The following is an 11,497-nucleotide window of genomic DNA, read 5'->3' on the forward strand; positions in this document are numbered from 1 at the left end:
GCCGCCTGAGACAATGGCTCGGTCCGTTTCATGGCGTGGCCACGCGCTACCTGCCAAATTACCTGGGCTGGCGCTGGATACTCGACGCCAGACGCATCCGTTCACCAGAAACGTTATTGAAAGCAACGCTGGGAGCATTCCCACACTTGATGGTGACATAGCCATGAAAAAGGCGCCATTCCAATCGCTGGAACGGCGCCTTGCGCTACCTCAAACGAACGACATCAGAACTTGATGTTGGCCGTCACGGTCGCCGAGCGGCCTGGTGCCACGCCAGCGTAGTGCGGCGACGAGACCTTGTCAAAGTACAGCTTGTTCGTCAGGTTCTGGATATTCAGCTGCAGGGTCACGTTGCGGTTGACCACGTAGCTGGCCATGGCGTCGAAGCGCGTGTAAGCCGGAGCATATTTGTTGTTGGCCACGTTCGCATAGACTTTATCGACGTAGTTCACGCCGCCACCGACCGTGATGGCTGGCGTGACCAGGTACGAGGTCCACAGCGACGCGCTGTTCTTCGGCGTGGTCGCAAACTGGTTGCCGTTGTAAGGCGATGGCGCATACACGGGCGCAGCCGTCGTGCCCGTATTGACGTAGCCATTGTTTTCCAGGACGGCGTTCAGGTGCGTGTAGCCGCCGAAAACCGACCACTCCCTGGTGATATTGCCGCTCAAGCCCAGCTCGATACCCTTGACTTGCTTGTCACCCACGTTTTGCGAGCTGCCATCCGGTGCCGTCACGCGCGCATTGCTCATGTCGCTCTGGAAATAGGCGCCGCTCAGTGACAAACGGCCGCCTGGCAGTACTTCCCATTTCGTGCCCAGTTCGAAGCTCTTGCTCTCTTGCGGCTTCAGGTTCTGGATGGCTACCGACAGGCCGTCCAGGCCGTCGCCGCCGTCATTGCCCGGTGGCGTGGACGAGGTGCCGTAGGAAACATACACGCTGCTGTTGGTCGATGGCTTGTACACCAGACCCGCCTGATAGCTGGCAAACGTGGCGTGCACATTGGCGCTGCTGGCGGCGGTGGTCTTGCCGTCGAGCGTGTATTGCGGCGTGTTCAGCGAGCTCTTGTAGTCATCCCAGCGGATGCCCACGTTCAGCAGCCATTGCGGCGTGAACTCGATGGTATCGAAGCCGTACACGGAGCGCGTGTTGGTAACGATGTTGGTACGGGCCGGCGACACCGTGCGCGTGTAGACCCACGGGTCGTTGGCGTTCGGATTGAGCAGCGGCGCGCAGTTGTAGCCGGTGGCGGCGCCCGATGTCGGGCAGGTGGTCGACTTGTTGAGGAAGTTATTCGTTCCCGGATTAAACAGGTAAGAGCTGCGGTCCGTTTCTTCACGGCTGATTTCCAGGCCCAGCGTGTAGGTATGCTTGACCGAACCCGTCATGAATTCACCGCCCAGGCTGGTGGCATTGGCCAGTGCATCCGTGTCGGTGACGCGGGTGTTGGTGCGGCGCCAGACGGTGCCGTACAGCATGGTGTTGCCCTTCGAATCGTCGGGCTGGGTCCACACGTAGTCGTTGCTGGTCTTGCCGTAACGGGTCACGTTGCGCAAGATCAATTTGTTGCCGAAGTCGTGGCGCACGTCGATGGTGCCGATATCGCTCTGGGTGTCGCGGAAGTCGCGGTTCACCAGGCCATAGAAGGTGTCGCGCGGCACATTGACGGGCGTGCCGTTGCCGTTTTTCGACACATTGGCGCCCGACGAGAACGGGTTGTTGAACGGCAAGCCGGTATCGGGCAATTCGCTCGACTGCATGTGGTAGTAGCTGAGGGTCGCTTGCGTGGCCGACTTCAGGCCGAAGGTGATCGATGGCGCGATGCCCCAGCGGTCGCCATTGATGTAGTCGCGGCCGGCAACGTGGGCGTCGTGCGCCATCACGTTGACGCGCACGGCCACGTCGTCGCTGATGACGCGGTTCGCATCCAGGGTGGCGCGGCGGTACTTGGCGCTGCCCAGGCCGACGGTGGCGTTGGTGAAATTGTCGACTTTCGGCGTCTTGCTGATCAGGTTGACGCCGCCGCCTGCGGACGAGCGTCCACCGTAAGCCGAATTCGGGCCTTTGACGACTTCGATTTGTTCCAGCGCAAAGATTTCACGCGATTGCGAACCCGTGTCGCGGATGCCATCGATATACGTATCCGTTTGCGCGTTGTAGCCGCGGATAAACAGATTATCGCCCACGGGATTGCCGCCTTCGCCGGCGCCGATGGTGATGCCCGGCACGGTACGCAGCGCATCCGTCAGCGAGACAGCGCCCGTTTGCGAAATGATTTCAGCAGGAATCACCGTCACGGATTTCGGCGTGTCCAGCAGCGGCGCCGTCAGCTTGTCGCTGGCCGATTTGACCGGCGCCTGGATCAGGCGGTCAGCCGTGCCGATCACTTTAACTTCCTGCAACTGCTGCGGCTTGTCCGTCGTTTGCGCGTGCAGTGCCAGCGGCATGGCCAGGGTGGCAAATGCGGCCAGGGCCGTGCCATGCATGCGCGGCGTGGAAGTGGTGTGGTGCTTGCGGCTGCGGATGGTAACGCCCGCTTTGTCTTTCGATGTCATCGCTATCTTTCAATGTATCGGATGGAATAAATTGGCTGGCTACTGCCCCCCGGCAGTTGGCTGGCTCGTTGATTGCTTGGGTACTGCAAACTTGCTAATACAAAACTAGAACCGCCACAGTGCCGTCATGCGCAAGGCCCGGGGCGAACCGGGCGCGATGTTGTCGTTGCTGTGGGCAGAGGCGTAATATTTCTTGTTGAATAAGTTTTCCACATTCAGCTGCAGCTGAAAATGCCCGTGCGGCTTGAAGTAGACGGCGCCGTCGACACGCGTAAAACCGGGCAATACCACCGTATTCGACACCGAGGCGTACACGGCGCTGCGGGCGATCAGGCCCAGGCCGGCGCCCCAGGCGGGCGAAAAATCGTAGCGGTTCCACAGCGACAGGCTGTGCCTGGGCACATGCGCCACCGTGGCGCCCTCCACGGCCGTGGCCGCTTGCGTGGCCGTCAGCACGGCGCGCTGCCACGCATAGCCGCCGGCGATACTCCAGCCAGCTTGGACCTTGCCATTGACGTCCAGTTCCAGGCCCTCGCTGCGCTGGCCGTCGACCAGCATCGCCCGCGTCGTATCGATGGGGTCGGTGACGGCCACATTGCTGCGTTCCAGCCGGTACACGGCCGCGCTGGCGGAGAGTAGCGGCGTGACCTCCCACTTGGCGCCCAGCTCCGCGTTGCGAAAACGCTCCGGCTCGAAGACGGCATTGCTGGGCGTCAACGAGGCCAGCTGTTCACCCGCGCGTGGCAGGAAAGACTGGCTGACGCTGGCATACAGCGACAGCGCTGGCACGGGCTGATAGATGAGGGCCACGCGCGGCGACCACGGCGTATCCGTGCGGGCGATGCGCGCATCAGTACGGTTGTTGACGAAATCGACGGCAAAGCGCTCGTAGCGCACGCCGGCAACCGCCTGCCAGCGGGAACTGAAACGCAACTGGTCCTGCAGATAAATGGCGGCCGTGTCGGCCACGCCATGGTTGTCCGCATCCGTGGCGCTGGGCCGGAAAGTCACGGGCAAGTCCGTCACCGGGTGCGATATAGGCAGGCTGATGTGGGTGACGTTGTCGCCCAGGGTAGTGAAATAGCCGGTGTTGCGCAGATTGTCCGTCGTCTGGCGGCCCAGTTCCAGGCCCGCCGTCAGCCGGTGCCGCACGCTGCCACTATCGACTGTCCACTCGACGTCCGTCTGGTTGAACAAGTTGCGCCGCTGGGTGGCGCTGTTGTATGCCAGCACGGTCACGTTCTCGCCATCGGCGCTGACGGGGCCGGGAAAGGCGTTCTGGTACAGCTTGTCGTAATCGGCCAGGCGCATGCGGTTGCGCACGCTTGCGCCGCCGCCCAGGTCGTGTTCCAGCGTCACGCCCAGCGCATCGATGTAGGCCCACGACGGGCTGCTGCCGGCGATGCCGAAAAACGTGGACGGGTCCGTCTCAAACGGCCGCCCCCGGTAAGAAGGCAGGCCCCGGTCCGTCACCCGGTCATCGCGAAAATGTTCATAGCTGGCCACTACGCTGGTGCGCGGCGACAAGCGCCAGGCCAGCACGGGATTGATGGCGCTGCGGCGCACGTTGACGCCCTGGCGAAACGAGTCGCTGTTTTCCGCCATGGCATTGACGCGCATGGCCACCTCGGTGCCGAACACCTGTTGCACGTCGAGCGCGGCGCGCCGGTTGCGCCAGGCGCCCAGGCTCACGCTCGCTTCGCCGTCGTTGGTCCATTGCGGCTGCTTGGTGGCGCGGTTGATGACGCCGCCACCGCCGCCACGGCCAAAGACCATGGCGTTCGGCCCCTTGATGGCTTCGACTCGTTCGATATTGTAGAAATCGCGGTAATACTGCACGTCGTCGCGCATGCCGTCCAGGTAAAAGTCCGACGTGGAACTGTTGCCGCGCATCACGGCCGTATCGCGATTGCCCTCGCCTGCGGCCGTGCCCACGCCCGGCATGTAGCGCATGGCGTCGGCCAGGCTGCGCATGTCCTGATCGCGTATCAGTGCGGCGCTGACGACGCTGACAGCCTGCGGCGTGTCGCGCAAGGCCGTGTCATTGCGGCTGGCGGCGGCAGAGCTGGCACGGCGGTAGCCATCATCGTTGTCTCCCAGCACAGTGACAGGCGCCAGCACTTGCAGGCCCGCGCCCTCCCCGTCCAGGTCGGCGCGCAAGGGCACAGGCGCCAGGCGGACGATATAACTGCCATCCGGCAACTGCACGGCCACCAGGCCCGTGCCCGCCAGCAATTGCTGCAAGCCCTGTGGTATGGACAAGCTGGCATGTACGCCGCCGCTGCGTTTGCCCTGCGTCAAGCCGCCTTCGGCCGACAGCAAGATCCCCGCCTGGCCCGCAAATTGGCGCAAGGCCTGACCCAGCGGCGCGGCGGCGATGCGGAAGCTGCGTACCGTCTCTTCCGCCGCCGGCGCCATGACAGGCACGGCCAGCAGCGCGGCAGCCAGGGACAGCGGCAGCAGGCGGCGGGCGAACGGCAGGCAAGGTGGGAACAGCGGCACGGATTTCCTTTGTTATTGCATTGTTGAGCAGGCTACTTCTACCTTGCCAAACAACTTTTCAAAAAGGGAACCACTTTTTGAGAAATATTCTTATTTACTGTTTTGACTGGGGCTGCTGGGCTTCCACCGTGACCCACCAGTCGTGCAGCCGGTTGATCCTGACGGGCAAGGTCGCTTCCAGCGCCGCCAGGATGCGGTCCGTGTCGGCCAGCGGATAACTGCCCACCAGGCGCAAGTGCGCCACGTCGGGCGCGCAGCCCAGGTGGCCGCGGCGGTAGCGCGACAGTTGCGCGAGGAAATCATCGAGCCGCATCTGCTCCGGTTGCAAGCGGTACTCGATCCAGGCGGCCGCATTCGGATCGGCGGCAAACGGCTCGCCAATCAAACCGTCGCCAAAACGCACTTGCTGGCCGGCCGGCACGATGCGCGGCGCACCGCCATCGCGGGGCGCCACTTCGACACTGCCCTCGTAGACGGCCAGCAAGGTCGCATCACCCTGTGGCTGCACGCTGAAACGCGTGCCCAGCGCGCGCAGGCGGCCGTGCACGGTGTCGACGACGAGCGGACGCGCCGGCTGCCGGCTGTCGCGCGCGCTACTGATATAAATTTCGCCGCCGTGCAAATCGACGCGGCGCAGCTTGGCGCTGTAATCGATGTCGAGGGAGGTTGCCGTATTGAGCCACAATTGCGAGCCGTCGGCCAGCGCCAGCTGGCGCACGCTGCCGATAGCCGTTTTTTCAGTCGCGCGCAGACTGGCGATCCAGCTGCGCGTATCGCGCCGCAGCAGCATGGCGCCGCCCAGGCCGCTTGTCAGGCACAGCGCCAGCAGCCCCTTGACGAGGCTGCGCCGCTGGGCATCGCTCTGGCGCGGCCCCGCAGCGTCGAGCGCCTGGCGTGCCGGCTCGCCAGGCAGCAGGCGAAATTCCGCGCTGACGGCTTCCACCCGGCGCCAGGCGGCACGGTGGGCGGGCGAGGCGGCATGCCAGCGTTCCCATGCTTGCTGCTCGGCAGGATCGGCGTCTTCGCCGCGCAGCACGGCGTACCATTCGGCCGCTTCCTGCAAGATGGCGTAGTCGGCCGGCGGCATGGCAGGAGCAGGCTTAGGCGGCATCGTCCATGCACAGCATGCATTGCAGCATGGCTTGCGCCATGTATTTCTTGACCATCCGTTCGGACACGTCCAACTGGACGGCGATCTGCGCATACGTCAGGCCATCGAGCTGCGCCAGCAGAAAAGCCTGGCGCGCGCGCGACGACAGGGTGTCGAGCATGGCGTCAATGCGGTACAGCGACTCCACCACCAGTGCCCGCTCCTCGGGCGACGGCGCCGTCAATTCGGGACGGTTGGCCAGGGCGGCAAGAAAAGTGCGTTCCAGGGTCAGCCGGCGCCAGTGATTCACCAGCAAGCCATTGGCAACCGTGCTCAGATAGGCGCGCGGTTCGCGCAGGCTGTCCGCCGACTGCGTGGCCAGCATGCGCACGAAGGTGTCTTGTGCCAGGTCGGCTGCGCCATCGCGGCAGCCCAGCTTGCGCCACAGCCAGTTGTACAGCCAGCCATGGTGGCTGCTGTACAGGTCGCTAAAGAGATCGAGGGAAGGAGAAATGGTGGACACGGGCAAACGAACAAAGGGGCTGCCAAACTTGCCGGTCAAGTGGGTCAGCACTGCATCATGATCACGAATGAGAATGATTTTCATTTTCACACAATTTCACGACGATGTAAATTATCAAAACCATCATCCTTGCCCGGCGTGGACCTTTTGCGCAACAGTGCCACCGCACCATCATTTGCGAATGATTCTCGTTTGCGTTAAAATATCAGCCTTCCTTCTTCCCGCCATGCCTGATACCTGCATGGCGGCGCTATCGAAAGCCGCCATGACCACCTCCTCCCTTCCCCAGTTGCGCGCCAGCGCCGACGATGCGCCGCAGACTCGCCAGCTTGCAGCCCCGCAACAACGGCGCTGGCACTGGAGCTGGAAGCAGGTGTGGTTTCAATTGCACTGGTTCATCGGCATCACGGCCGGCACGGTGCTGGTGATCATCGGCCTGAGCGGCGCCACCCTGGCCTTCAAGGATGAATTGCTCGATGTCATGAACCCCGGCGTGCGCCATGTACCCGTGGAAACGCGCGCGCCGTTGACGCCAGCCCAGCTGAGCAACATCGCCGCAACGGAACACGGCCAGCGCGTGGCCTCCATCACCATGTATGCAGAAGCGGGCGCGGCGCCACGCCTGTTCTTTGCACCCAAGAACGGCCAGCGGCGCGGCGAGTCCATTTATGTCCACCCCTACACGGGCGCCACCCAGCCGGCGCTGACGGGGGCGGAATTTTTCGAGTGGACGGAATCGCTGCACCGCTGGCTGCTGCTGCCGCGCGATCCGGGCCGCCAGGTGGCGGGTGCGCTGGCCCTGTGCCTGCTGGGGCTGGCACTCTCCGGCCTGTATCTGCGCTGGCCCCGCCGTCCTCTGGACTGGCGCACCTGGCTGACCTTCGATCCTGCCCTGAAGGGCCGCTCGTTTTTGTGGAATCTGCACGCCGTGGCCGGCACCTGGTGCCTGGTCGTGTATGTGGCGCTGACCCTGACGGGCATTTACTGGAGCTATGACGTGGTGCGCGACAATATCGACGCCTGGGCTGGCAAGCCGCCAAGGATGGCACAGGCGCCGGGCAAGAAAGGCCAGCCGAAAGAGAAAGCGCCCGCCGTCGACATCGGCCCCGCCTGGAGCAGCTTCCAGCAACACGCCGCCGGCTGGACCATGGCCAGCGTACGCCTGCCGACACGCGCCGGCGAAGCCGTGCAATTCACGTGGCTGGCCAGCGATGCGCCGCACGAACGGGCGCGCAGCCGCATGAGCATTGCACCGTCCGACGGCACGCTCACGGAAAACGAACCGTACAGCCAGCAGGGCCTCGGTGCGCGCCTCGTCAACATCATTTATCCGCTGCACATGGGCACGTATTTTGGTTTGCCGGGCCGTATCATCGTCACCCTGGCCAGCCTGGGCCTGCCCCTGTTCGCCATCACGGGCTGGATGCTGTACCTGGGCCGCCGCAAGGCCAAGCGGGCTGTGCAGGCGCAGCGCGCCATGCTGGGCGCCGGTGCCCCGGGCAAGACGGATACAGGTTTGCCGACCCTGGTGGCCTACGCCAGCCAGTCGGGACAGGCCGAGCGCCTGGCCCTGGAAAGCGCGCGCGCCCTGCAGCAAGCGGGCGTGGCCGTCGACGTGCAATCGCTGGACCGCTTTGACCCCGCGCAACTGCGCCAGTACGAACGGGCACTGATCGTCGCCAGCACCTTTGGCGAAGGCGAGGCGCCGGACGGCACGCGCCGCTTTGCGCGCCTGTTGCAACAAACCTCGGGCACGCCGCTGGCGGGCCTGGAAGTCGGCATGCTGGCCCTGGGCGACCGCCATTACAGCGCCTTCTGCGGCTTTGGCCATGCGCTGGCGCAACAATTACACGCGCTGGGCGCCACTTCCCTGTTCCCCTTGATCGAAGTGGACAAGCACGACCCCGCCGCGCTGGCCGACTGGTCCAAGGCGCTGGCCCGCTGCAGCGGCAGCGCCATCGACGCCATCGGCGTGCAGGAAGAAGCGTCGTATGCCGAGTGGCACCTCGTGCGCCGCGTGCTGCTCAACCCGGGCAGCCTGGGTGGCGAACTGCATGAAATCACCTTGACGGGCCCGGCCGGCGCCACCTGGGAAGCGGGCGCGCTGGCGGAAATCATTCCCTGCAACGCGGACGGCAGCGATGGCGAAGCAGGCAGTGCCCATCACGCGCCGCGCAGCTATTCACTCGCTTCGCTGCCGTCCGATGGCGAGCTGCAATTGCTGGTGCGCCAGGAACGCCATGCGGGCGCGCAGAATCAAGGCCATGGCCTGGCCTCCGGCTGGCTCACGCGCTTCGCCCCGCTGGACGCCACTATCCGCCTGCGCCTGCAAGCCAATCCCGCCTTCGCGCCCGCCCTGGTGGACGTGCCCTGCATTTATATCGGCAACGGTTCCGGCCTGGCGGGCCTGCGTGCGCATTTGCGCGCGCGCAAGCGGGCGGGACTGGCCCGCAACTGGCTGCTGTTCGGCGAGCGCCAGCAAGCTTTTGACAGCGTCTGCGGCGCAGAGTTGCAAGGCTGGCTGGACGCTGGCCACCTGGCACGCCTGGACCGCGTCTTTTCGCGCGATGGTGAGACACGGCAGTACGTGCAAGACCGCCTGCGCGCCAGCGCTGGCGAGCTGCGCGACTGGCTGGCGCAAGGCGCCATCGTCTACGTGTGCGGCAGCTTGCACGGCATGGCGGCAGGAATCGATGCTGTGCTGCAAGAAGTGCTGGGCCAGGAGGGCCTCGACGCGCTGCTGGCGGCCGGGCGCTACCGCCGCGACGTGTATTGATCTACATCAATCCGCCCCCGGCACCGCCCGGCTATGTGGGCAGGCGCACAGTCAGCGCCAGCCATCGGACTAGAGTGGGGACATTCCCCCACCGTCTGCGAGGCTAGCCATGAAAAACCCCTGGATGAGCATGTACCTGAGCGCCGCCAACCGCATCGCCAACACGGCGCGCGGCCATGCGACGGCCGCCGTCAAGCGCGAAGCGGCGAAAAATACGCGGCAACTGACGCAAGTGTGGTTCGACTCTTTCCTGCCCGCCGCAGGCAAGCCACGGCGCAGCCGCAAGGCGAAATAAGCCCGTGGCACCAGGCGAACTGGTGCGGTGCATCACAGCAATAAGTTGAAGTTACGACCAGATGAACTAAACTGCAAGCATGGTAGTGCATAAGGAAGTGACCGGCAGGCGCCGCATCCCCGCGCCGCCGCCGGGACACCGGGAGACGACCATGTTGACGCTCAAAGTGCTGGCCTGCCTGGCCTTGTCGGCCTTGCTGCTCGTGCCCCTCGTGCTGAGGGATGCGATGCAGACGTCCGCCGGGCAGCAGATGCAGGTGCCGAATGTAGACGCACAAGCCCTCTGGGCTCGCTGGCCGAAGCATTAAACGCGCTAGGTAGCAGCTTACCTCATTTAAAAACGCTTTATTGCGGATGGGGATTTGTTCCCCGTTTTCCTTCATTTCTCAGTGCCTCAATCCTCCTCCTCTTCACCATACTTTTGATCCAGATCATGGATTTCCCCCTTCGCCGCGTCCACACTGGAACAGTCCGCTTCGCACCGGGACGGACTTAACCTGGAGCATCAACATGGGTAAATCGCATTGGAAGGATGAGATGGCGCTGGGGGTTCCCGTCATCGACGAGGCGCATGAAGCGCTGTTTCAGGAACTGGCGCGGCTGCAGCAACTGGGCGACCAACATTTCAGCGTGGCGTTTCGCGAGCTGATTGCCGCCGTCGAACGCGATTTCCGCGAGGAAGAAGATTTGATGGAACAAATCGGCTTTCCCTCGCTGGCCAACCACCGCGAACAGCATGCGCGCGTGCTCAGCGGCTTGCACCATGCCTGGGCCGCCGTCGATGAAGGTGACCTGGAACAGGGGCGCCATGCGCTGTCGCTGTTGCCGCAATGGCTGATCTTCCATCAGGCCACCATGGACCTGGCCCTGGCGGCGGCGCTGGAACTGGTGCAGCGCCAGCCGAACTAGACGCTACAGCAGCAGCACCGTCGCTTGCTCGGGCAAGACGACGCGGTAGTGTCCCGGGTACTTGTCTTCGCCATCGAAAATCTTGCAAAACACGGGCTGGTTGATGTCATTGACGGCCGCCTCGTTCATGGGCAGGGTGGCGATCAGCTGCTCGCCTTCGACCAGTTGCAGCGCGCTGCCCCGCTCGGTAGCGCAGAACGCCAGCGATTGCACATCGCTGGCGAACGGCCGCTTGTACCACGGCGTAATGGCCCGCACGGCGCGCCGGGCGTCGTGCAAAACCTGCCCCACGCGCGTGACGTTCCAGGCATCGCGCGCCACGGACGGCTGAAGCACGATATTCGCCGTCAGCTCGCCCCTGCTCTTGTTCACCAGGAAAGTACCGTCCTGCGCGGCGATGTCATCGTTGAGCGGCACGACAAACACGCCGCCGCTGGAAACCTTGATCGGCACGGGTGCGCCATTGCCTTGCAAAGCCACGCGCACGTCGTCGATGGTGGCGCTCAGCTTGGCCGGAATCAGGCGCAGGGCCATGACCACGCTGCCGCTCGACACTTGCCACACTTTCCTGGCCGTCAGATAACTTTCACGGTAAGCCGTGAAGCGCACGCGCGGCGCCTTGGCGTCGCTGCTGGCCGTGATCGTCACCGTTTGCGACGGCAAGGCGTCCTCCGCACTCGCCGCTGGCGCCGCGGCTGTGGCAGGCGCAAGGGGGGGCGATACGACCGCGGCGGCGGGCGGAACGCTAGCGCTCTGCAGCGGCGCGGGAACAGCCGGCGGCGGCGCCTGCTCCTGGGCCTGGCCCAGCGACACGACACACAACCATCCGGCACAAGCGATCCATGTAC

Annotated in this window: 9 protein-coding genes and 1 pseudogene; 5 read left to right on the forward strand and 5 right to left on the reverse strand. The window is 64.3% G+C overall.

Annotated features, from left to right (window positions below):
• Positions 1 to 161, forward strand: a pseudogene (locus CSQ93_RS20075) (IS1595 family transposase); the annotation flags it as partial.
• Between the two features lie 63 nt (positions 162 to 224).
• On the opposite strand, the gene CSQ93_RS20080 reads toward CSQ93_RS20075, so the two are convergent.
• The 4 genes from CSQ93_RS20080 to CSQ93_RS20095 all read right to left on the reverse strand — a co-directional run bounded on the left by CSQ93_RS20080 (position 225) and on the right by CSQ93_RS20095 (position 6,754).
• Positions 225 to 2,555 carry a TonB-dependent receptor gene (locus CSQ93_RS20080; RefSeq protein WP_233516272.1) on the reverse strand — a complete coding sequence of 777 codons (2,331 nt, stop codon included), beginning with the start codon at positions 2,553 to 2,555 and terminating at the stop codon, positions 225 to 227.
• 105 nt (positions 2,556 to 2,660) lie between these two features.
• A complete protein-coding gene (locus CSQ93_RS20085) occupies positions 2,661 to 5,057 on the reverse strand; it encodes a TonB-dependent siderophore receptor (RefSeq protein ID WP_099379555.1) in 2,397 nt (798 codons plus the stop codon).
• A 94-nt stretch (positions 5,058 to 5,151) separates the two neighbouring features.
• On the reverse strand, positions 5,152 to 6,168 hold the full coding sequence (locus CSQ93_RS20090) for a FecR domain-containing protein (RefSeq protein WP_099379556.1): 1,017 nt from the start codon (positions 6,166 to 6,168) through the stop codon (positions 5,152 to 5,154).
• Entirely contained in the window at positions 6,158 to 6,754 is a 597-nt protein-coding gene (locus CSQ93_RS20095; RefSeq protein WP_099379557.1) for a sigma-70 family RNA polymerase sigma factor, read from the reverse strand. The genes CSQ93_RS20090 and CSQ93_RS20095 overlap by 11 nt, the downstream gene beginning before the upstream one ends.
• Positions 6,755 to 6,935: 181 nt before the next feature.
• Here CSQ93_RS20095 and CSQ93_RS20100 point away from each other — a divergent pair, with 181 nt between their 5' ends.
• The 4 genes from CSQ93_RS20100 (at position 6,936) to CSQ93_RS20115 (ending at position 10,649) form a co-directional block, all read left to right on the forward strand.
• Entirely contained in the window at positions 6,936 to 9,446 is a 2,511-nt protein-coding gene (locus CSQ93_RS20100; RefSeq protein ID WP_099379683.1) for a PepSY domain-containing protein, read from the forward strand.
• Between the two features lie 109 nt (positions 9,447 to 9,555).
• A complete protein-coding gene (locus CSQ93_RS20105) occupies positions 9,556 to 9,741 on the forward strand; it encodes a hypothetical protein (RefSeq protein WP_070222074.1) in 186 nt (61 codons plus the stop codon).
• 151 nt (positions 9,742 to 9,892) lie between these two features.
• Positions 9,893 to 10,048 (forward strand): hypothetical protein, encoded by a 156-nt coding sequence (locus CSQ93_RS20110; RefSeq protein ID WP_158301299.1) that lies wholly within the window; start codon positions 9,893 to 9,895, stop codon positions 10,046 to 10,048.
• 202 nt (positions 10,049 to 10,250) lie between these two features.
• The gene (locus CSQ93_RS20115; RefSeq protein ID WP_158301300.1) at positions 10,251 to 10,649 is read left to right on the forward strand and encodes a bacteriohemerythrin; all 399 of its coding nucleotides are present in this window, start codon (positions 10,251 to 10,253) and stop codon (positions 10,647 to 10,649) included.
• 3 nt (positions 10,650 to 10,652) lie between these two features.
• Here the strand turns inward: CSQ93_RS20115 and CSQ93_RS28610 are convergent, their stop codons facing one another.
• On the reverse strand, positions 10,653 to 11,312 hold the full coding sequence (locus CSQ93_RS28610; protein WP_158301301.1) for a hypothetical protein: 660 nt from the start codon (positions 11,310 to 11,312) through the stop codon (positions 10,653 to 10,655).
• Positions 11,313 to 11,497 lie beyond the last annotated feature (185 nt).

This window comes from Janthinobacterium sp. BJB426, from assembly GCF_002735705.1.
GTDB lineage: Bacteria > Pseudomonadota > Gammaproteobacteria > Burkholderiales > Burkholderiaceae_D > Janthinobacterium.

What these genes read in the sequence shown, in the direction of transcription:
- CSQ93_RS20080 (WP_233516272.1), bottom strand. Translation starts at nt 2,555, where the DNA reads ATGACATCGAAAGACAAAGCGGGCGTTACCATCCGCAGCCGCAAGCAC.
- CSQ93_RS20090 (WP_099379556.1), bottom strand. Translation starts at nt 6,168, where the DNA reads ATGCCGCCTAAGCCTGCTCCTGCCATGCCGCCGGCCGACTACGCCATC.
- CSQ93_RS20095 (WP_099379557.1), bottom strand. Translation starts at nt 6,754, where the DNA reads ATGAAAATCATTCTCATTCGTGATCATGATGCAGTGCTGACCCACTTG.
- CSQ93_RS20100 (WP_099379683.1), top strand. Translation starts at nt 6,936, where the DNA reads ATGACCACCTCCTCCCTTCCCCAGTTGCGCGCCAGCGCCGACGATGCG.
- CSQ93_RS20105 (WP_070222074.1), top strand. Translation starts at nt 9,556, where the DNA reads ATGAAAAACCCCTGGATGAGCATGTACCTGAGCGCCGCCAACCGCATC.
- CSQ93_RS20110 (WP_158301299.1), top strand. Translation starts at nt 9,893, where the DNA reads ATGTTGACGCTCAAAGTGCTGGCCTGCCTGGCCTTGTCGGCCTTGCTG.
- CSQ93_RS20115 (WP_158301300.1), top strand. Translation starts at nt 10,251, where the DNA reads ATGGGTAAATCGCATTGGAAGGATGAGATGGCGCTGGGGGTTCCCGTC.